This window comes from Caulobacter sp. 1776, from assembly GCF_040545685.1.
Lineage (GTDB): Bacteria > Pseudomonadota > Alphaproteobacteria > Caulobacterales > Caulobacteraceae > Caulobacter.
This window is the reverse complement of record NZ_JBEPMI010000003.1, coordinates 31,129-51,735: the sequence shown is the minus strand read 5'-3', so window position 1 is coordinate 51,735 and position 20,607 is coordinate 31,129. Positions and strand designations below refer to the sequence as shown.

The following is a 20,607-nucleotide window of genomic DNA, read 5'->3' as shown; positions in this document are numbered from 1 at the left end:
GTGTCCCGGCTAAGTTCCACGCACATTCGCCGGAGCCCGCCATGATCGACCTCGTCTTCGAAGCCCGTCGCAAGGATCTCGGAAACTTCGAGGTCGGGCGCGTGCTGCCGTTCCACGCCCACCGGATGGTCGGGCCGTTCACCTTCCTCGACCACATGGGCCCGGCCGCCTTCCAGCCCGGCTTCGCCAAGAGCGCCGACGTGCGCCCGCACCCGCACATCGGCCTGTCGACCCTGACCTATCTGTTCGAGGGCGAGATCACCCACCGCGACAGCGTCGGCTCGCTGGCGGTGATCAAGCCGCACGAGGTCAACTGGATGACCGCCGGCTCGGGCATCACCCACTCCGAGCGCTTCGAGGGCCTGCGCGAGCACGGCGGCCGCATGGACGGCATGCAGGCCTGGGTGGCCCTGCCGAAGGAATATGAGGAGGTCGCCCCCAGCTTCACCCACCACGAGGGCTCGGCCGACCTGCCCTATTACGAGAACGGCGGGCTGAAGGCGCGGCTGATCGCCGGCGAGGCGTTCGGCGCCAAGGCCAATGTCCCGGTCTATTCGCCGCTGTTCTATGTCCACTGGGAGCTGGAGCCGGGCACGGTCGCGGCCCTGCCGGCCGAATATGCCGAGCGCGCCGCCTATGTCGCCGCCGGCCGGGTCGAGGTGGACGGCCGCGAGCTGGCCGCGACCCAGATGGCGGTGTTCGCGCCGGGCGACACCATCGTCTTCAAGGCCATCGAGCGCTCCACCGTCATGCTGATGGGCGGCGAGCCGATCGGTCCGCGCTTCATCGAGTGGAACTTCGTCCACTCGTCCAAGGACCGCATCGAGCAGGCGAAGGCCGACTGGAAGGCCGGCCGCATGAAGCTGCCCGACCTCGACCACGACGAGTTCATCCCCCTGCCCGAAGGCCCGCCGCCGCCCGCGCCGCCGATGTCGTAGCGCGCCAGGCAACCGAAACCTCCGCCTTGGGATTATCCCCTGACACCGGCGCCAAGGCCGGGATTGGGAGAAGACGCTGATGCGTATCGTGACGATCGCGGCCGTGGCCGCCCTGGGCCTGACGCTGATGGCCTGCGAGAACAAGGCCGAGAAGGCTCAGGAAGCGACCACCCAGAGCGCCGACGCCGCCAACCAGGCGGCCGCCGCCTCGCAAGCCGCCACCGACGCCGCCAACGCCACGGCCGACGCGGCCACGGCTCCGACGGAAGACGCCAAGAAAGCCGCGGGCGACGCCGCCGCCGAGGCCGGCAAGGCCGCCGAGGAAGCCGGCGACGCCGCCAAGAAGGCCGGCGAAAAGGCCAAGGACGCCGCGCACTGATCGATCCTGTCATCCCGGCCAAGCGCGCAGCGCGCCGGGCCGGGACCGCCGGAAGCGCCGAGCCTGTGGCGGTCCCGGCTCTTCGCCACGCTACGGCCGGGATGACAGGTGATTTGGCGCCGGGCCCAATCTCGCCGAGGCCATTGCAATGCCGATTGAAAGATGGAGGCAGGCCCGGTCATAACTCCTCCATGACCGACACCGCCTTTTCCGAATTCGTCCGCGCCCTGCCCAAGGCCGAGCTGCACATGCACATCGAGGGCAGCCTCGAGCCCGAGTTGATGTTCGAGCTGGCGCAGCGCAACGGCGTCACCCTGCCCTACGCCTCGGTCGACGAGATCCGGGCGGCCTACGCCTTCTCGAACCTGCAGGACTTCCTGGACATCTACTACCAGGGCGCGGGCGTCCTGCAGACGGCCGAGGACTTCAAGGACCTGGCCCTGGCCTATTTCAAGCGCCTGGCCGCCGACGGCGGCACGCACGCCGAGATCTTCTTCGATCCCCAGACCCACACCGATCGCGGCATCGCCTTCGGCGTCGTGATGGAAGGCCTGCTGGCCGGCATGGACGAGGCCGAGAAGACTTATGGCGTGACCAGCAAGCTGATCCTCTGCTTCCTGCGCCACCTGTCGGAAGACGCCGCCTTCGAGACCCTGGAGGTGGCCAAGCCCTGGCTGAACAAGCTGGCCGGCGTCGGCCTGGACAGCTCGGAAGTCGGCCACCCGCCGGCCAAGTTCGCCCGGGTCATGCAGGCCGCCCGCGACCTCGGCCTCAAGGTCGTGGCCCACGCCGGCGAGGAAGGCCCGCCGGCCTATGTCTGGGAGGCCATCGACCTGGTGAAGGTCGACCGCATCGACCACGGCAACCGCGCCCTCGAGGACGAGGCCCTGACCGCGCGCCTGGTCAAGGACGGGACGACCCTGACGGTCTGCCCGCTGTCGAACCTGAAGCTGTGCGGCGTGCCCAGCCTGGACGTCCACCCGCTGAAGCGGATGCTGGCCCTGGGCCTGAAGGCGACCGTCAATTCCGACGACCCGGCCTATTTCGGCGGCTATCTGCTGGAGAACTACCTGGCTACCGCCGGGGCCGTGGGCCTGACCCGCGACGAGATCGTGACCCTGGCCAAGAACAGCTTCACCGGCTCGTTCCTCAGCGACGCCGAGAAGGCCGAGCGGGTGGCGGGGGTCGAGCGGTACGCCGCGGCGAACTGATTACACCGTCATCCCGTGCTTTATGCGCGGGACCCATGGTTCAGCTTTCACGTGAGAGATCATTCCGCTCCGCGCTTGCGGTGGACGGATAGGTCCCGCGCATAAAGCGCGGGATGACGGTTGATGCTTAGGAAACCGCGTCCCGCAGGGCGTCGCAGAGCCGGTCCAGGCTTTCGATGTCCAGGTTCGGATCGAGGGTCAGCACCACCGTCGAAGCGGCGATGTGATCCGCCACCGGGGTGTCGTCGGCGGCCAGGGCGTGGTCGCGGACCGCGCAGCTGGCCGCGATTCCCGCCGCCTGGAGCTTCCAGGCCACGGCGCCGGCGTCGTCGGTCGGCAGGGACAGGGCGCAGGTCGGGGCGATCCAGCTCATGCCCCAGCCCGGCTGGAAGCCGACGCCGCTGTCCAGCAGCAGGACGCGCAGTTGCTGGGCCGTGCCGCACAGGCGCTGGCGCAGGCCCGGCCAGGCGGCCAGGCCGTCGTCGCCCTCGAACGGCGTCGCCTCGATGGCGTTGACCGGGGTGGCGTCCTCGCAGGCGACGAACACGCCCGACCCAGCGGGGAGGCCCACCAAGACCGGAACCGGCGCCTCGATGACCACGTCGAACGCGCCAGCGGCGTCGACCAGGATCGGCAGGCCGGTCTCGGCGCGGAAAGCGGCCCAGGCGCGCATGTCCGGGGCGCGACCGTGGGCGGCGGCGGGGACGATGGCCTCCAGCGGACCGGGCGCCTCGGGCAGGCGCTGGCGCAGGTGATTGGTGTCGAACATGGCGCTGAACGGGTCGACGTCGACCAGCCAGGCCTTCAGGCCGGCGGCGGCGACGCCCGCCAGGGTTTCGGGATCGGCCAGGGCCGAGACGACGCAGACGCCGCCTGCGCGCACGCCCAGGGCTTTCAGCGCGGCGGCGGTGGCCTCGACGCGATCGGCGAAGGCGCGGGCGGCGACCGGACGGGCGAAGCGGGCGGTCAGGCGCTGGTCCAGATCCGAGGCGTGGCCGGCGGCGCCGAGCGCCTTGGCGACCGCGTCGAAGTCGATCGGCGCGACGCCAGGACCGTGGGGAGCGCGGACAAACGCCTTCCCGCCCAAACCCTTTTCGGGCGGAAGATTGATCGGAGCGGCAGCGGGCTTCGGGAGCATTTCGGACGCATTCCACGACGAACCGGGCGACCCGAATGGCCGCACCATATGGTTAAGCAACCGTATTCATCGATTCCATCCGCCCTAATGTGGCGCGCGGTCGCGGCAAAAATAGCTAGGTGCTAGGCGAAACTTGCCATGAGTCCCGCAATTCGCGCTTCAAGACCTTGCCGATATGGCTGCGCGGCAGGGTGTCGACGATGCGCAGATCCGCCAGCCGCTGGGTCTTGCCGACCTGGCCGTTGACGAAGGCCTTGATCGCGCCCGGATCAGCGACTTGGCCGGCCTTGATCGCCACGAAGGCCACCGGCGTCTCGCCCCAGGCGTCGGACGGCACGCCCACCACCGCCGCCTCCAGCACGGCCGGATGCTGGACCAGCACCGCCTCCAGGTCGGACGGATAGATGTTGAAGCCGCCGCTGATGATCATGTCCTTCTTGCGATCCATCAGCGTCAGGAAGCCGTCCTCGTCGAAACGGCCGACGTCGCCGGTGCGAATGAAGCGTTCGCCCTCGGGCGACACCCAGGTCGCCTCCGCGGTCTTGTCCGGACGGCCGTGATAGCCGTTCATCATGCCGCCCGAGCGGCCGACGATCTCGCCGACCACGCCGGGACCGACCTCTACCCCGTCCTCGTCGATCAGCCGGATGTCGTGGCCAGGCGCCGGGCGGCCGACCGTGTGCAGCTTGTCCGGGTGCTCGTGGGCCATCAGGATGCAGGTGCCGCCGCCCTCGGTCATGCCGAAATACTCCACGAGGCCGCCGGGCCAGCGCTTCAGCACATCGGCCTTCAGTTCGGCGGCGAACGGGGCGCTGGTGCAGAACTTCAGGTGGGTGCTGGACAGGTCGTAGCTGTCGAAGTCCGGCCGCTCCATCAGCCGGCGGTACTGCACCGGCACCAGCATGGTGTGGGTCATGCGATGCTTCTGGGCCAGGTCCAGATACTTGCCGGCGTCGAACTTCTTCATCAGCACCACGGTCCCGCCGCCCGCCAGGGTCGGGAAGAAGCAGACCAGGGTGGTGTTCGAATAGAGCGGGGTCGACAGCAGGGTGACCGCGTCCGGCCCATAGCCGACCGCGTCGCCCCGGAACACGTGCTTCCAGCGCATGCCGTGCGACTGGACGATGCCCTTGGGCGTTCCGGTCGTGCCGCTGGAATAGATGATGTTGAACGGCTGGTCGGGACCGATCGCCACCGGCGCCGGCCGGGCGCCCTCGGGCGCGAGCCAGGCCTCGAACGCTTCGCCGGCATCCGAGCCGTCCAGCGCGATCTGGCGGACCGGGATCGGGGCGGGCGCTTGCGCCTCGGCCACGCCGGCGTCGAGGAAGAACAGCTTCGCCCCGCAGTCGGCGACCATGCCGGCGATGGCCTCGGGCGTCGAGGACGGCGCGATCGGAGCCACGGCGACGCCCGCTCGCAAGGCGCCCAGGAACACCGCCGTGTACGGAATGGACGACAGGGCGCAGACCGCGACCGCCTCGCCCAGCGCGATCCCGTCGCGCTGGAGAGCGGCCGCGACCCGGTCGGCCAGGGCGTCGAACTCCGCGTAGGTGACGGCCTCGCCGGTCTCCATGATCACGGCCGGATGGTTGGGGCCTTCCTGGGCGCGGACCCGAAGGATCTCGCCGAGCGTGCCGTAGTCGGCGGACATCATGGCGGCGATGGTGGTCATGGGCTTTTCCTCACGCGCGCAAATACTGTCATCCCGGACAAGCGCGCAGCGCGCTGATCCGGGACCGCCGGGAGCTCTGAGTTTCTTGCGGTCCCGGCTCTACGCTGCGCTTCGGCCGGGATGACAGGTTTGTTTTGATGGACGGCCCTCAAGCGTCCTTGAACCCCTTGCCCTCGGCGACCAGCCGCTCCAGCAGCGCCGAGGGCTTGAAGTCGTCGCCGTGGGCCGCCTGGAACTCGCGCATCTTGGCCAGGATCTTGTCCAGGCCGACCAGCTCGCCCCAGAACATCGGGCCGCCGCGATAGACCGGCCAGCCGTAGCCGTTGATCCAGACGATATCGATGTCGGACGCCCGGATGGCCTTGCCCTCTTCCAGGATCTTCGCGCCCTCGTTGACCATCGGATAGAGGCAGCGCTCTAGGATCTCCTGGTCGCTGATCTCGCGGCGCTGGATCTGGCGCTTCTCGGCGAAGTCGCGGATCACCTGTTCGACCTCGGCCGACGGCCTGGCGTTGCGGTTCTCGTCGTAGTCGTAGAAGCCCTTGCCGTTCTTCTGGCCGCGACGGTCCATCTCGCAGAGCACCTCGCGCACTGTCGACGAACTGGTCTTGGCCGGGTCCCAGCCAATGTCGAGCCCGGCCAGGTCGCTCATCGCGAACGGTCCCATCGGCAGGCCGAAGTCGTACAGCACCCGGTCGACGTCCCAGGGCATGGCGCCTTCCAGGATCAGCTTCTGGGCCTCGCGCTGGCGCTGGGCCAGCATGCGGTTGCCGACGAAGCCGTGGCAGTTGCCGACCAGCACCGCGACCTTGCCGATCTTCTTGCCGATCTGCATCGACGTGGCGATCACCGATTTGTCGGTCTTCGCGCCCCGGACGATCTCCAACAGCCGCATGACATTGGCCGGCGAGAAGAAGTGCAGGCCGATCACGCTTTCGGGCCGGCTGGTGCTGGCGGCGATCACGTCGATGTCGAGATACGAGGTGTTGCTGGCCAGGATCGCGCCGGGCTTGGCGATCTTGTCGAGCTTGCCGAACACCTCCTGCTTGATCTCCATCAGCTCGAACACGGCCTCGATGATCAGGTCGCAATCAGCCAGGTCCTCGAGGTTCATCGAGGGGGTCAAAAGGCCCATGCGCTTTTCGACGTCGTCCTGGGTCAGGCGGCCCTTCTTGGCGGTGTTCTCGTAGTTCTTGCGGATGACGCCGACGCCGCGCTCCAGGTTTTCCTGTTTGGCCTCGATGATCGTCACGGGAATGCCGGCGTTGAGGAAGTTCATCGAAATGCCGCCGCCCATGGTGCCGGCCCCGATGACGCCGACCTTCTTGACGGGGAGGATCGGGGTGTCGTCCGGCACGTCCGGGATCTTGGCGGCCTGGCGTTCGGCGAAGAACACATAGCGCTGGGCGGCCGACTGGCTGCCGGTCATCAGCTCCAAGAACAGCTTGCGCTCGACCTTCAGCCCCTCGTCGAACGGCAGGTTCACCGCCGCCTCGATGCACTGGATGTTGTACTCCGGGGCCATGAAGCCGCGAAACTTCTTGGCGTTGGCCTTGCGGAAGTCGGCGAAGATCTCGGGCTTGCCGCGCGCGGCCTCGACCTTGTCGTTCAGCTCGCGGACCTTGTTCAGCGGCCGGCCCTCGGCGAGCACCACGCGGGCGAAGGCGATGGCCCCGTCACGCAGGGCGCCCTCCTCGACGATCGAGTCGAACAGGCCCATGGCCAGCGCGGCTTTGGCCGGCACATGCTGGCCGCTGGTCACCATCTCCAACGCCTTTTCGACGCCGACGATGCGCGGCAGCCGCTGGGTGCCGCCAGCTCCTGGCAGGAGGCCGATGTTCACTTCCGGCAGGCCCGCCTTGGCCGACGGCACGGCGACGCGGTAGTGGGCGACCAGCGCCACCTCCAGCCCGCCGCCCAGCACCGTGCCGTGGATCGCGGCGACCACCGGCTTGGGCGAATTTTCGATGACGTTCTGGACGTCCTGAAGCGACGGACCGGTCATGGCCTTGCCGAACTCGGTGATATCGGCGCCGGCGATGAAGGTCTTGCCTTCGCAGATCAGCACGATGGCCTGGACGGCCGGTTCGGCGATGGCGGCGTCGAAGGCGCCCTTCAACCCCTCGCGGACGGCGGCCGACAGCGCGTTGACCGGCGGCGAGTTCAGCGTGACGACGCCGATGTCGCCTTCGACGGAAAAATCGGTGACGGCGTTGATCGCGGCCATGGCGGTTCCACCCCTGCTCTTCGTTTGAACGATTGTTTGAAGGCAGCGTGCACGACGTGACGGAGATGTCCAGACCTCCGTGGCGGCGCCTGTTTCTCAGGCAGCGGCCGTTGACGATTTCAGAAACATACTACAAGTTCGAAATCAGAGTTTCAGCCGAGATCATCCGTGGGGGCGGATGCGGCGCCGCTGACGGCGGGAGCCCGCATTTGCCTGAAATCCAGAGAGAATGATTCGTGCTGGGGAGGGCGTTCGCGGGAAGTCATGGGCTTTGGACGCGACTTGCACGCGTCCTGACGTTTCGAAGTCGGTGAATTTCGCGAGCGTGGCGTATTGCTCGCAATGCGTCGGACTTTGGTAAAGCGCAACTCGGCGCGGGAGGGCATCCCGCGCCGTTTCTTTTGGGAGAACGCCCGCCCTACCCCGCCGCCTCCGTGAACGACGAATAGACCAGCGTCCGCAGCTCCCGCCGGATCGGGTAGGAGGTCGAGGGCATCAGCTGGGTCATGAACACGACCGCCAGATCCTCGACCGGGTCGATCCAGAAGGCCGTCGAGGCCATGCCGCCCCAGAAGTATTCGCCCAGCGAGCCCAGGTTCTTAGTCCGGGCCTGGTCGATGGTCATGGCGAAGCCGAGGCCGAAGCCCAGGCCCTCGAACACCGCCTCGCTGAACAGCGACCGGGATAGCTGCACCAGCTCCTTGCCGCCGGGCAGGTGGTTCATGGTCATCAGCTTGATGGTCTTGGGGCTGAGCAGCCGCGCGCCGTCCAGCTCGCCGCCGTTCAGCAGCATCCGACAGAAGCGCATGTAGTCGTCGGCGGTCGAAACGAGGCCGCCGCCGCCGGACTTCACCGACGGGTCCTTTAGGAAATGGCTCTTCTCGGGATCGTCCTGCAGCACCACCTTGCCCGACGGGGTCAGGGCGTAACAGGCGGTGAAGCGCTCGCGCTGGCCCTCCGGAACGAAGAAGCCGGTGTCGACCATCTTCAGCGGGTCGAAGATCTTGTTCTTCAGATAGACGTCGAACGGCACGCCCGAGATCGTCTCGACCAGATAGCCCAGCACGTCGGTCGAGACCGAGTAGTTCCAGGCCTCGCCCGGTGAGAACTCCAGCGGCACGGTCCCTAGGGTCTCGACGAAACCCTGCAGTCCGCCCTCGCTGTCGACGCCGTCCAGCTTCAGCTTGCGATAGGCCGCGTCGACATTGGTCCGCTGCTGGAAGCCGTAGGTCAGGCCCGAGGTGTGGCGCAGCAGGTCGATCATCCGCATCGGCTCGGCCGCGCGCTTGGTCTGGAACGCGCCCGCCACGCCCGCCGCGAACACGCCCAGATCGCGCCAGGCCGGGATGAAGCGGTGCACCGGATCGTCCAGGGCCACCAGCCCGTCCTCGACCAGCATCATGAAGGCCACGCTCGTGACCGGCTTGGTCATCGAATAGATGCGAAACAGGCTGTCGGCTTTCAGCGGCTTGTTCCGCTCGACATCGGCGCTGCCCAGAACAGAGGCATAGGCCAGTTGGCCGCGTCGCCAGACCTGGGTGAGGGCGCAGGGCAGTTTACCGGTATCGATATACTTGCCCTTGATGAAGCTCTCGATGCGCTTCAGGCGGTCGGACGACAGTCCCACGGCTTCCGGCGTACTCAAATCCCCGCACTCCCCTGTTTGACGACTTTTGTTGGCTTGGATCAGGACACGCCGCCGAGACGTTATGCCGCAACGTAAACTTTACCGGACCCTGCGCATATCGATTGAAGACGAGGAAACGGGGATGGGCAAGCGCTTGGACGCCGAGGCTGCCTCCAGAATCGAAGCCGCGGCCGCCGACTGGTTCTTCCAGAGCAGCCTCGACATGTTCGTGCTGCTGCGGAACGACGTCATCATCCGCGTCAATCCCGCCTGGACCGACCTGACCGGCTGGACGCCCGAGGACACCCTGGGCCGCCCGATCCGAGACTTCTTCCACCTGCACGACACCGAGGTGATCCAGGCGATCGCCGACAGCCTGCGCCGCGTCGGCCAGGCCCGCTCGCAGCACCGCTTGGCGCGCAAGGGCGGCGGCTGGCTGTGGGTGCGCTCGCAGACCAAGGTGCTGGAAAGCGACGGCCTGCTGATCGTCTTCCAGGACTTCAGCGAGGACCGCGCCCGCGAGATCGCCCGCCAGCAGGCCGAGCGCTCCAACGAACTGCTGCGCAACGCGGCCGGCGTCTATGTCTGGCGCTTCAATCCCCGCAAGGGCGTCTATGTCTTCGACCAGGACATCCCCACGCCCAGCACCCCGCAGGGCGGGGTGCGGACCATGACCGTGTCCGAGATGACGATGTCGGTCCACGCCGAGGATCGCGCCCGGGTCTGGGACGCCTTTTCCCAGACCCTGCGCACGGGCGAGCATGTCGAGATCGACTACCGCTACCTGGACCCCGTCACCGAAGACTGGGCGCACATGCACTGCGCCTGGCGCGGGGTGCGCGGCTCCAGCCCCGACGCCTTCGACGTGATCGGCATCAGCCAGAACGTCACCGAGCTGGTCGCCGCGCGCGACGCGGCCCTGGGCGCGGCCGAGGCCAAGAGTCAGTTCCTGGCCAATATGAGCCACGAGATCCGCACGCCGATGAACGGGGTGCTGGGCGTGCTGCACCTCCTGAAGAGCGAGACTCTGTCCGACGACGGCCGCCGTCTGCTGAACGAGGCCCTGGGCTGCGGCGAGATGCTGTCGGAGCTGCTGAACGACATCATCGACTTCTCGAAGATCGAGGCGGGCAAGCTGGAGTTGCTGCCAGAGCCCGTCGACCCGGCCGAGCTGATGCGCGGCGTCGTCGACATGCTGCGGCCTCAGGCCGAGGCCAAGGGCCTCTATCTGCGCGTCGAGACGCCTCTCGAAGAAGAGGACAACCCGGGCTGGGTCGCCACCGATCCGCTGCGCCTGCGCCAGGCCCTGTTCAACCTGCTGGGCAATGCGGTGAAGTTCACGCTGGAGGGCGGCGTGGTCGCGCGGCTCTCGGGCAGGCGGACCGACGGGGACCGCGTGCGGCTGCGGTTCGAGATCAGCGACACCGGCGTCGGCATCGACGAGGAGGCCGGCAAGCAGCTGTTCGAGCGCTTCCGCCAGGGCGACGGCTCGACGACCCGCCGCTTCGGCGGCTCGGGCCTGGGCCTGGCCATCTGCCGGCGCCTGGCCGAGATGATGGGCGGCGAGGTCGGGTTCGAAAGCGCGCTGGGCGAGGGCTCGACCTTCTGGCTCGAGGTCGAGGCCGACGCCTGCGCCCAGCCGGAGGTTCGCGCCGACGAGACCGACACCGCCCTGTTCGCCGGCCTGCGCGTGCTGCTGGTCGAGGACAACGCCACCAACCGCCTGATCGCCACCCGGATGCTGGAGGCGCTCGGCGCGCGGGTCACGGCCGCCGAGGACGGGGTCCAGGGCGTGGCGGCGGCCCGCCAAGGCTTCGACCTGATCCTGATGGACATCCAGATGCCGGTCATGGACGGGGTCGAGGCCACGCACCGCATCCGCGCCTTCAAGGGCCCGGCCGGCGCCACGCCGATCCTGGCGATGACGGCGAACGCCATGGCCCACCAGCAGGCCGGCTATCTGGCCGCCGGCATGGACGGGGCCATCGCCAAGCCGCTCTCCCCCGCCGCCCTGGCCCAGGCCATCGCCACGGCCCTGGTCGCCGAACGCCCAGGAACCCGCAGGGCGTCTTAGGGCTGGGTGAGGAAATCCTCTCTCAGAGAGAGGGATCCTGGCGCCCCCAAAAATCGCCCGTTGTGAAACAATACTGACAAATCCTGGCGCTACGGCCGGGTTATTGTCCCGTTACGGAGAGGGGCGGCCTTTAAGCCGGCCCTCCGGGCGCCTAAATTGGACCCGATAGTCCGGTCGCGGGCGCAACCGCCAATAGCGACGGGCTTGCCAGGGGTTGCTTCGATGGATGACGGTCGGATCGCGGGGGTGGCGACGGCGCGCTACGCCCGCAAGAAGGAGACGATCCTGGCGGCGGCCACGGCGATCCTGAACCGCCAGGGCGTGCGCGGCATGACCCTGGCCGACGTCGCCGCCAAGGTCGGCCTGAACACCACCAGCGTCACCTACTACTACCGCAAGAAGGACGACCTGGCCGCCGCCTGCTTCATGCGCGGCCTGGAGCGCTTCGAGGCCATGGTCGAGGAAGCCGCGGCGGCGCCGACGCCCGCGGCGCGGATCCTGAAGTTCCTGGACCTCTATCTGGATCTCAACCGCCGCGTCCGTCTGGGCGAGGCGACGCCCCTGACCAGCTTCACCGAGATCAAGGCGCTGAAGGAGCCCCTGCGAGGATCCGTCGTGGGCGCGTTCAACGACCTGTTCCGCCGGGTGCGGAGCTTCTTCGACGACCCGTCCCTGGCCCACCTGGACAAGCGCCAGCGCAACGCCCGCACCCATCTCTTGATGGAGCAGGTGTTCTGGTCGGGCACTTGGCTGCGCCGCTACGACGTCGAGGACTATGGCCGGGTGCGCGATCGCCTGGGCGACATCCTGCTGAATGGCCTGCCCGCCGGCGGCCGGACCTGGGCGCCCCTGCCCCTGCCCGATCCGACCCCGCTGTCGCCCGAAGGCCTGGAATGGCGCGAGACCTTCCTGGTCGCCGCCACCCGCCTGATCAACCAGCGCGGCTATCGCGGCGCCTCGGTCGAGGACATCTCGGCGGCGCTGAACGTGACCAAGGGCTCGTTCTACCACCACCACGAGGACAAGGACGCCCTGGTCGCCGAGTGCTTCGAGCGCACCTTCACCGTCACCCGCCGCTCGCAGCTGGACGCCCGGGGCCTAGGAACAGGAGGGAGGGCCGCCGACAGCTGGACCCAGCTGGCCTCGACCACCGCCGGCCTGACCAGCTACCAGCTGTCCGAGCATGGGCCGCTGCTGCGGGCCTCGTCGATGGGCGCCCTGCCCGAGACCTTGCGACACGACATGGCCGACGGCTATGCGCGCGGCTGGCAGCGCTTCGCCTCGATGATTTCGGACGGTATCGCCGACGGCTCGATCCGCCCGGTCGACCCCAGCATCGGGGCGCACATGATCAATTCGATGTTGAACGCGGCGGCCTCGCTGGGCGCGTGGGCGCCCGGCCTGGAGCGCGACGAGGCGGCGGACCTGTTCGCCCGGCCGCTGCTGACGGGGGTGCTGGCTTAACTCCATCCCTCTACCCGTGTCATCCCGGGCGGAGCGCAGCGGAGACCCGGGACCGCCGGAAACACGGAGCTTCCGGCGGTCCCGGCTCGGCGCGCTTCGCGCTTGGCCGGGATGACAGCTTTGAAGGTGTTGCGACCTATTAACCATAGGGTGGCCCTGCCCCGGGAAGGGCTGTTATCGTCAAGCGTCTGATTCGCTTGAGTTCCCGCGTCATGACGACGATCAATCCGTATTCGTCGACCTACGCCCCCGGCCTGACCGCCGGGCAGACGGCGACCCAGCGCGCCAACCAGGCGACCGGCTATGGTCAGCCGCGCGACCAGAGCCCGACGATCAACACGCCGGCGGTCAACGTCACCCTGTCGCCCGCCGCCCAGGCCGCGCTGAAGGCTCAGACCGACTCCCGCACGATCGAGACGGTCGTCGCCGAGGCCCGCGCCCAGATCGGCGCCCTGCTGAAGGCGGCCAAGACGTCCACCGCGCTGAAGGACGGCAATGCGACCATCGACCTCTCCGGCCTCGACCGCCGCACGCTCCACGCCGTCGCCAGCAACAAGGGCGGCCAGTTTCCCATGGACCAGCAGGTCGTCGCGGCCCTGGGCCTGAAGGCCCAGCACGACGCGGCCCTGGCAGGCCCCGCCGCCCAGGCGCGGCTGACCGGCGACTATGCCAGCCTCTATCAGGCCGCCCTCGACCAGTCCGAGGCCGCCGGCCCCGAGGAGAAGGCCTCGGCCGCCTGGAGCCAGGAGCACGAGGCCCTGGTCGAAGGCCGCAAGCAGGCCATCGCCCGGCCCGGCCTGGCGCCGGCCGGCATCGCCAACGACAGCGTCGCGGCCTACATGACCGAGACCGGCAGCGCCGTGGCCGGGGCCAAGACCCGCGACTTCGGCAAGGTGGCCGGCGACGTCCGCGTGGCGCTGGACAAGCAGTATTCCCTGGCCTTCGCGCCCGAGGCGGCCAAGGACGGCGACAGCGGCGAGATCGACTTCCGCCGCTTCGACGACCGCTCGCTGGCGGCCATCGTGCTGAACAGGGACGAGCAGTTCTCGACCCACGAGATGGCCCAGGCCAAGGCCGAGATCCGCGGCCGCGACAGCGCCGCCATCAAGGCCAGCTACCAGTCGACCGGCGATGACGAGGGCGGCTTCGGCAAGGCGATGATCACGCGCTACGCCGGCATGACCACCGAGGAACGCGAGGCCGCCGGCTGGACCCCGGCGGTCTACGACAAGATGGTCGAACTGCAGGCTTCGCGTGACAAGCTGGCCCAGATGTTCAACGCCGACGGCTCGGTGGCCGGACCGCCCAGCCTGCTGGACTACCTGTAGGCCCGGGCTTTTCCGACCGCGTCGTCGCCCTTCGGCGCGTGCTCGTACTGAATCAGCGAGGCCGTCTTCATCTCGATCGAGAAGCCCGGCGCCAGCGGCGGCATATAGGCCGCGCTCCGGATCACGCAGGGCTCGACGAAGTGCTCGTGCAGGTGATCGACATATTCGATGACCCGGCCCTCGGTCGTGCCGGCGAAGCACAGATAGTCGATCATCGACAGGTGCTGGACGTATTCGCAGAGGCCCACGCCACCGGCGTGCGGACAGACCGGCAGTTCGTACTTGGCGGCCATCAGCAGCACGGCCAGCACTTCGTTGACCCCGCCCAGGCGGCAGGCGTCGATCTGCACGACGTCGATCGCCTGGTTCATGATGAACTGCTTGAACAGGATGCGGTTCTGGCACATCTCGCCGGTGGCGACCTTGACCTCGCCGATGCCGGCCTTGATCCGGGCGTGACCGTAGACGTCGTCGGGGCTGGTCGGCTCCTCGATGAACCAGGGCTTGGCGAAGGCCAAGGCGTTGACCCAGTCAATGGCCTGATCGACGTCCCACACCTGGTTGGCGTCGATCATCAGGGTGCGGTCGGGACCCAGCACCTCGCGCGCCACGCGGACGCGGCGGATGTCGTCTTCCAGGTCGGCGCCGACCTTCAGCTTGATGTGGCGGAAGCCGGCGTCGACGGCCTCCTGGGCCAGGCGGCGCAGCTTGGCGTCGTCATAGCCCAGCCAGCCGGCCGAGGTGGTGTAGCAGGGATAGCCCTCGGCCAGCAGCGTCTCGCGGCGCTGGGCCTTGCCCTCGGCGCGGGCCTCGAGCAGGGCCAGGGCCTCGTCGGGCGTGATGCAGTCGGTCAGGTAGCGGAAGTCGATGGCCCGGACCAGTTCGGCCGGCGACATGTCGGCCACCAGCGCCCAGACCGGCTTGCCCTCGGCGCGCGCCCACAGGTCCCAGACGGCGTTGACCACCGCGCCGGTCGCCAGGTGCATGACGCCCTTGTCGGGGCCCACCCAGCGCAGCTGGCTGTCGCCGGTCAGGTGACGCCAGAAGCGGGCGGGGTCGGCCTTGATCCAGTCCAGGTCCATGCCAACCACCAGGTGGCGCATCGCCTCGATGGCCGCCACGCACAGCTCATTGCCGCGCCCGATGGTGAAGGTCAGGCCATAGCCCTGCAGCCCGGTGTCGGTGTCCAGAACCACATAGGCGGCCGAATAGTCGGGATCGGGGTTCATCGCATCCGACCCGTCCAGCGAACGGCTGGTCGGGAACCGCACGTCGATCGTCCGCAAGCCAGTGATCCGGGTCATCAGCGCGGATCTCGCTTCTGGATGGCGACGCAGGTCAAGATCTTACTCTCCAAGTCTCGTGTCTCGCGCGGCGGCCCTGGCCCTGGGGGCGCCACGCGCGGGCCAAAAAGGTAGCGCTAACTGGCATGCACACCCCCTCTGGGGCAAGCATATTTGAAGTTCAATTTCACTTATGCACGAACCTGAGCGCCTGGGCGAGACCGGAGGGGAGGACCTCCGGTCTCGCGGCGCATAGGCCAAGTCCAATCTTCCCTTGGAGGAGGAGGAGGCTAGAACTTGGCGCGCACGCCGGCCGTGAACCGCCGGCCGACGTTCTCGTAGCCGCGGGCGTAGCCGTAGACGTTCTGGTCGATGCGGGCGCTGTCGGTCAGGTTCTGGCCGTCCAGCGTCAGGCTGATGCTCTTGGTCAGGTCGTAACCGGCCGAGAAGTCCAGCTGCCCGTACGAGTGGGCGTAGCTGCCGTCGCCGAAGGTCGAGGCGGTGGCGTTCACGAACTTGCTGCGGAAGTTGTAGGCCAGGCGCGCGCTGAGGCGGCCGTTCTCGTAGTAGCCGACCAAGTTGTAGCTGTATTTCGAGACGCCCGGCAGGGCCAGGGCCGGTCCGCCCTGCACCGTGGCGACGTCGTCGGCGCTGATATAGGTGAAGTTGGCGATCACCCCGAAGTCGTCGAACGGACCCGGCAGGAAGGTCAGCGGCGCCTGCACCCCGACCTCGGCGCCCTTCAGCTTGCCGCCCGCGCCGTTGTCCGGCTGCGAGATGGTGAAGCTGCGCGGCACGGTCGCCCCGGTCTCGGTCAGGATGACGTTGATGTTCTCGGTGCGGCTGGTCGAGACGACGAAGTTCTGGACGTCCTTGTAGAACACCGCCGCGCTCAGCAGGCCGCCGTGGCCGAAATAGTACTCGACCGACACGTCCAGCTGCTTGGCGCGATAGGGGTCGACCATCGGGTTGTTGATGGTGATGAAGCTGGTGTTGGCGTTGACCGTCGTCGAGGGCGACAGGGTCGACAGGGTCGGGCGCGACATCACCTTGGCGGCGGCGGCGCGCAGGACGAGGTCTTCGCGCAGCCGATAGCGGACGTTCAGGCTGGGCAGCAGGTCATGATACTTGCGCTTGATCGACACCGGCGTGACGCTGGGCAGGGTCGTGGTCGACGAGCCCAGCGAGAAGCGGATCTGAGTCAGGTCCGGCGCGTAGCCCGACGACTCCTGGTCGGTGTGGACGTAGCGCAGGCCGACATTGCCGGTCAGGTCGTCGTCGGCGGTCGAGAAGTCGGCGCGCAGATAGGCCGAGGCTTCCTTTTCACCGACCGCGTATTCGTTGGCCAGGGCGCGGACCGGCGGCGCGACCTTCAAGATCTCGCTGAGCGGGGCCTTGGCGAACAGCAGGTCGGCGTCGGCCGACAAGAAGGTGTTCGGATATTTGACCGGACCGTCATAGCTGTTGAGGAAGTGGTCGAACGTGTAGCGCCGCATCAGGCTGGAGGCGTCGAACGACGGGCCGTCGACCGAGCTGACGACCGGCAGGCCCAGCAGGCCAGCCAGCTGGGCGGCGGTGACCTTGATCTGGTTGGTGCCGAACGCCTGCTTGCGGTCCGAATAGCGCGCGCCGCCTTTGATGCTGCGCAGGAAGCCCTGGCCGGCGTCGAAGGTCAGATCCAGCTTGGTGTCCCAGTTGCGGTCGTTGATCGGGCGGTGGTAGTCGCCCGACAGGCCGATGCCCCGGAAGTTGGTCGGGTCCAGCGGGTTGTAGCCGCGGTTGAAGCTGATCTGCGGCAGGGTCGAAGGATCCTGGCGGAAATCGTACGAGGCGCTGGCGCGGCCCAGCACGGTGGGCACCCAGCTGTCGAACAGTTGCCTGGCCTTCGAATACGAGCCCTCGCCGTCCACCTTCAGGCGGCCGAACTCGAGCTTGAAGCCCGTCGCCCCCGATTTCAGCGTGTTGTAGGTGTTGGAGACGGTGTTGGTGTTGCGATAGTCCACGCCGTCGGCGTCGAGATAGATGACGTGTCCCTCGGCGTCGAGCGCGCTGTCGCGGATGCAGCCGCCGGGCGCCACGCCCTGCTGGGCCGTCGGGCAGATGATGCTGGTGAACCGCAGCGTGTTGATCGGCTGGGTCAGCTTGGTCTCGTACTTCGAGTAGAGCGCGTCGCCGTAGATCTCGATGTGGTCGGTCGGCTCGAACTGGAAGCCACCGATCGCGGTCACGCGCTTGGTCCGGCCCAGGATGATCCGGGTGCCGGCCTCGTGGTTGAAGCGAAGGGTGTCGTTGAAGTCGCCGTCGCGATTGTAGTCCAGCTTGGGCGTGCGCGTGGCCTCGACGCCGTTCTCGAAGCCGAAGCCGCGGAAGGTGTCGGACCGGAAGTCGCGGCGCTGATAGTTGACGCCGGCGTTGATCGCGAACTTGTCGTTGAACAGGTGATTGACCAGCACGGCCACCTGCGGCCGCACCTTCTTGGCCTTCACCTCGTACAACCCCTCGGCGCTCATCGCGATGCGGTCGCGGCCCAGGTCCAGCGGCTTGGCGGTGTTGATGTTGACCGTCGCGGCCAGGCCGCCGCTCAGCTGGTCGGCGGTCGGGGTCTTGTAGACCTCGACGGCGCTGACGAAGTCGGACGCCAGGGTCGAGAATTCGAAGCTGCGACCGCCGCTCGGCGTGGTCAGCACGCGCCCGTTATACAGCGTCTGGGTGAAGTCCGGGCTGAGACCACGGACGCTGATCTTGGAGCCCTCGCCGTTGGTGCGGGTGATCTGCACGCCGGTGATGCGCTGCAGGGAGTCGGCCAGGTTCTGGTCGGGGAATTTGCCGATGTCCTCGGCCGAGATGACGTCGCTGATCACCGAGGCGGTGCGCTTGATCGTCGCCGCCTGCGCCAGGCTCTGGCGGAAGCCGGTGACGATCACCTCGTCCACCGTGGCCGCGTCCTGGGCCGGCGCGGCGGCGCCAGGGGCGGCCGTCTGCGCGTGGCCGAAGCCCGGAATCAAGGCCAGAGCCAGCAGCGACGCTCCGGCGGCCAGCAGGCCCTTCTTGTGCGACATCGATCGTTCCTCCCCTTTTATGCAGTCGTTTTTGTATCTGATTTCTTCTTTCGTATTTGAAATAATGTCAACTGATGAGCTGGGCGAAACCCGAGGAAATTTGATGGTACCGCTACCTATTCGGCCCGAATGGGTGAAATTTGTCTCCACTTATAAAATTCCAGTTGCGCATATGACGGGATGACGCTCAGCTTGCCTGGCGTGGCGCCGGGTTCGACCGCCGCCCTACCCCTTTCAGGAATCGTCCGATGAAGCGCCTTAAGATCCTGGCCCTCGGCCTGCTGGCCGCCCCGACCCTGGCCTTGGCGCAGGCCGACGGGCCCGCCGCCCAGCAGCGCCGCAGCGCCGAGGCCAACGAGCCCATGGCCCTCGGCGCGCCGGCGGCGCGCGACGCCGCGGCCGCCGACCGGGCGCTGAACGGCTGGTGGGCCGAGGCCGGCAAGGCCCGCGACCAGCGCCTGGCCTGGTTCCGGCAAGCGCGGTTCGGGATTTTCGTCCACTGGGGCGCCTATTCCGTGCTCGGCGGCCAATGGCAGGGCCAGCCCAATCCCGGCTATTCCGAGCACATCATGCGCGTCGCGCGCATTCCGCGGCAGACCTACAAGGACGAGGTCGCCGCCAAGTTCCGGCCCGACGCCTACGACGCCCGCGCCTGGGTGCGGATGATGAAGGACGCCGGCGCCGGCTATGTCATCCTGACCGCCAAGCACCATGACGGCTTCGCCATCTGGCCGTCCAAGGCCAGCGACTACAACATCGCCCAGGTCTCGGGCTTCAATCGCGACCCGCTGGCCGAACTGGTTCAGGCCGCCCACGCCGAGGGGATGAAGGTCGGCTTCTATTATTCCCACGCCTTCGACTGGGAAGATCCGGACGCGCCGGGCAACGACTGGGACTACGACAATCCCGCCGGCGACAAGAAGCTGCACGGCGGCGTCGACTGGTGGAACACCTATCCGCAATTCCTGACCAACACCGACCGCTATATCGACCGCAAGGTGATCCCGCAGCTGAATGAGCTGATCGGCCGCTATCACCCCGACATCCTCTGGTTCGACACCCCCAGCAAGCTGCCGTTCTTCCAGCAGGCCCGGATCGTCGAGGCGGTGCGCAAGGCCGACCCGAACGTGGTGATCAACGGCCGCGCCGCGCGGTCCAAGGACCTCAATCTGGGCGACTATCTGGACACCGCCGACCGCCCAGCCGAGCTGCGCCCTACCGCCGGCGACTGGGAGGCGATCCCGACCACCAACGAGTCCTACGGCTACAACGCCCTGGACCACAGCCATAAGAGCGTGACCCACTTCATTCAGCTGATCGCCAAGGCCTCGGCCAAGGGCGGCAACATCCTGCTGAACGTCGGGCCGCGCGGCGACGGCGTGATCGACGCGCCGGACGCGGCGATCCTGGCCGGGATCGGCCGCTGGATGGCCGTCAACGGCGAGAGCATCCGGGGCACGACCCGCACGCCGCTGGACCGCCAGGCCTGGGGCGACAGCACGGTCAAGGGCGACCACCTCTATCTGCATGTGTTCGACTGGCCCCAAAAAGACGGAAAGGGGGACCGCGCGCTGCGGGTCGGCGGCCTGCTCAGCCCGCCCAAGCGCGCCTATGTGCTGGCGACCAAGGCGCCGGTGGCGATCAAGCGCGTGGGCGGCGGCGACTACGACCTGACCCTGCCCGCCACCGCGCCCGACGCCGCCGACAGCGTCGTCGTCGTCGAGACCGACGGCCCGGTGCGCGGCCAGGCCGGCCGGCTGATCGAGACGCGCTTCGGGACCAACCAGCTGCTGGCCTTCGACGCCAAGGCCGAGGGGACCGGCTTCACTTACGGCGACGGCAAGACCGCGCGGTTCTATGTCGACGGGCTGGAACAGCCGGGCAATCGCCTGGTGTGGTCCGTGCGCGCGACCCAGGCCGCGCCGGTCCACGTCCGCCTGCGCTACAGCACGCCCGACACGACTTTGGCGACGCCGGGCCGCGCCACGATGCGCTATGGCGCGACGACCCTGACCGTTCCTCTGGTCCCCACCAGCGGCGAGAAGGACCTGCGCGAGGTCGATCTGGGCCTGCTGCCGCTGGCGGCCGGCGAGCTTTCCGACCTGTCCCTGACCCTGGAGGACGCCGCCAAGCCGGTCCACGTCTTCGACCTAAGATTGGAGGCCGCCCGCCCCTGAGGTCCAAAATCCGTGTCATCCCGGAAGCCT

General features: G+C 67.9%; 13 protein-coding genes and 1 pseudogene. 8 read left to right on the top strand and 6 right to left on the bottom strand.

Going from position 1 to position 20,607, the window contains the following annotated elements; all coding sequences use genetic code 11:
- Positions 1-41: 41 nt before the first annotated feature.
- From ABIC66_RS08780 to ABIC66_RS08765, 4 genes and pseudogenes are all read left to right on the top strand, one after another.
- Positions 42-938 carry a pirin family protein gene (locus ABIC66_RS08780; RefSeq protein WP_354069475.1) on the top strand — a complete coding sequence of 299 codons (897 nt, stop codon included), beginning with the start codon at positions 42-44 and terminating at the stop codon, positions 936-938.
- Between the two features lie 79 nt (positions 939-1,017).
- Entirely contained in the window at positions 1,018-1,317 is a 300-nt protein-coding gene (locus ABIC66_RS08775; protein ID WP_354069473.1) for a hypothetical protein, read from the top strand.
- Positions 1,318-1,508: 191 nt separating this feature from the next.
- On the top strand, positions 1,509-2,528 hold the full coding sequence (locus ABIC66_RS08770) for an adenosine deaminase (protein WP_354069472.1): 1,020 nt from the start codon (positions 1,509-1,511) through the stop codon (positions 2,526-2,528).
- Between the two features lie 35 nt (positions 2,529-2,563).
- A pseudogene (locus tag ABIC66_RS08765) lies at positions 2,564-2,646 on the top strand (hypothetical protein); the annotation flags it as partial.
- A gap of 9 nt (positions 2,647-2,655) precedes the next feature.
- Here the strand turns inward: ABIC66_RS08765 and ABIC66_RS08760 are convergent.
- From ABIC66_RS08760 to ABIC66_RS08745, 4 genes are all read right to left on the bottom strand, one after another.
- Positions 2,656-3,666 carry a DegT/DnrJ/EryC1/StrS family aminotransferase gene (locus ABIC66_RS08760; protein ID WP_354069470.1) on the bottom strand — a complete coding sequence of 337 codons (1,011 nt, stop codon included), beginning with the start codon at positions 3,664-3,666 and terminating at the stop codon, positions 2,656-2,658.
- Between the two features lie 115 nt (positions 3,667-3,781).
- The gene (locus ABIC66_RS08755) at positions 3,782-5,338 is read right to left on the bottom strand and encodes a class I adenylate-forming enzyme family protein (protein ID WP_354069469.1); all 1,557 of its coding nucleotides are present in this window, start codon (positions 5,336-5,338) and stop codon (positions 3,782-3,784) included.
- Positions 5,339-5,486: 148 nt separating this feature from the next.
- Positions 5,487-7,565: a 3-hydroxyacyl-CoA dehydrogenase NAD-binding domain-containing protein gene (locus ABIC66_RS08750; RefSeq protein ID WP_354069467.1), complete on the bottom strand. Its 2,079-nt coding sequence runs from the start codon at positions 7,563-7,565 to the stop codon at positions 5,487-5,489.
- A gap of 418 nt (positions 7,566-7,983) precedes the next feature.
- A complete protein-coding gene (locus ABIC66_RS08745) occupies positions 7,984-9,210 on the bottom strand; it encodes a serine hydrolase domain-containing protein (protein WP_354069465.1) in 1,227 nt (408 codons plus the stop codon).
- A gap of 124 nt (positions 9,211-9,334) precedes the next feature.
- Here ABIC66_RS08745 and ABIC66_RS08740 point away from each other — a divergent pair, with 124 nt between their 5' ends.
- The 3 genes from ABIC66_RS08740 (at position 9,335) to ABIC66_RS08730 (ending at position 14,058) form a co-directional block, all read left to right on the top strand.
- Entirely contained in the window at positions 9,335-11,266 is a 1,932-nt protein-coding gene (locus tag ABIC66_RS08740; protein WP_354069464.1) for an ATP-binding protein, read from the top strand.
- Between the two features lie 222 nt (positions 11,267-11,488).
- The gene (locus ABIC66_RS08735) at positions 11,489-12,730 is read left to right on the top strand and encodes a TetR/AcrR family transcriptional regulator (RefSeq protein ID WP_354069463.1); all 1,242 of its coding nucleotides are present in this window, start codon (positions 11,489-11,491) and stop codon (positions 12,728-12,730) included.
- Positions 12,731-12,942: 212 nt separating this feature from the next.
- Entirely contained in the window at positions 12,943-14,058 is a 1,116-nt protein-coding gene (locus ABIC66_RS08730; RefSeq protein WP_354069461.1) for a hypothetical protein, read from the top strand.
- On the opposite strand, the gene ABIC66_RS08725 is transcribed toward ABIC66_RS08730, so the two are convergent.
- Together ABIC66_RS08725 and ABIC66_RS08720 are read right to left on the bottom strand one after the other, a co-directional pair.
- Positions 14,049-15,362, bottom strand: coding sequence for an L-fuconate dehydratase (locus ABIC66_RS08725; protein ID WP_354069459.1), 1,314 nt, complete (start codon positions 15,360-15,362; stop codon positions 14,049-14,051). The genes ABIC66_RS08730 and ABIC66_RS08725 overlap by 10 nt on opposite strands.
- A gap of 269 nt (positions 15,363-15,631) precedes the next feature.
- Complete coding sequence (locus ABIC66_RS08720; RefSeq protein ID WP_354069457.1) at positions 15,632-18,400, bottom strand: TonB-dependent receptor; 2,769 nt, start codon at positions 18,398-18,400, stop codon at positions 15,632-15,634.
- A 248-nt stretch (positions 18,401-18,648) separates the two neighbouring features.
- Between ABIC66_RS08720 and ABIC66_RS08715 the strand changes: the two genes are divergently transcribed.
- The gene (locus ABIC66_RS08715; RefSeq protein WP_354069455.1) at positions 18,649-20,577 is read left to right on the top strand and encodes an alpha-L-fucosidase; all 1,929 of its coding nucleotides are present in this window, start codon (positions 18,649-18,651) and stop codon (positions 20,575-20,577) included.
- Positions 20,578-20,607 lie beyond the last annotated feature (30 nt).

Excerpts from the sequence above, each read along its gene's own strand:
- ABIC66_RS08780 (WP_354069475.1), top strand. The coding sequence starts at position 42 with ATGATCGACCTCGTCTTCGAAGCCCGTCGCAAGGATCTCGGAAACTTC.
- ABIC66_RS08775 (WP_354069473.1), top strand. The coding sequence starts at position 1,018 with ATGCGTATCGTGACGATCGCGGCCGTGGCCGCCCTGGGCCTGACGCTG.
- ABIC66_RS08770 (WP_354069472.1), top strand. The coding sequence starts at position 1,509 with ATGACCGACACCGCCTTTTCCGAATTCGTCCGCGCCCTGCCCAAGGCC.
- ABIC66_RS08760 (WP_354069470.1), bottom strand. The coding sequence starts at position 3,666 with ATGCTCCCGAAGCCCGCTGCCGCTCCGATCAATCTTCCGCCCGAAAAG.
- ABIC66_RS08755 (WP_354069469.1), bottom strand. The coding sequence starts at position 5,338 with ATGACCACCATCGCCGCCATGATGTCCGCCGACTACGGCACGCTCGGC.
- ABIC66_RS08750 (WP_354069467.1), bottom strand. The coding sequence starts at position 7,565 with ATGGCCGCGATCAACGCCGTCACCGATTTTTCCGTCGAAGGCGACATC.
- ABIC66_RS08740 (WP_354069464.1), top strand. The coding sequence starts at position 9,335 with ATGGGCAAGCGCTTGGACGCCGAGGCTGCCTCCAGAATCGAAGCCGCG.
- ABIC66_RS08735 (WP_354069463.1), top strand. The coding sequence starts at position 11,489 with ATGGATGACGGTCGGATCGCGGGGGTGGCGACGGCGCGCTACGCCCGC.
- ABIC66_RS08730 (WP_354069461.1), top strand. The coding sequence starts at position 12,943 with ATGACGACGATCAATCCGTATTCGTCGACCTACGCCCCCGGCCTGACC.
- ABIC66_RS08725 (WP_354069459.1), bottom strand. The coding sequence starts at position 15,362 with ATGACCCGGATCACTGGCTTGCGGACGATCGACGTGCGGTTCCCGACC.
- ABIC66_RS08720 (WP_354069457.1), bottom strand. The coding sequence starts at position 18,400 with ATGTCGCACAAGAAGGGCCTGCTGGCCGCCGGAGCGTCGCTGCTGGCT.
- ABIC66_RS08715 (WP_354069455.1), top strand. The coding sequence starts at position 18,649 with ATGAAGCGCCTTAAGATCCTGGCCCTCGGCCTGCTGGCCGCCCCGACC.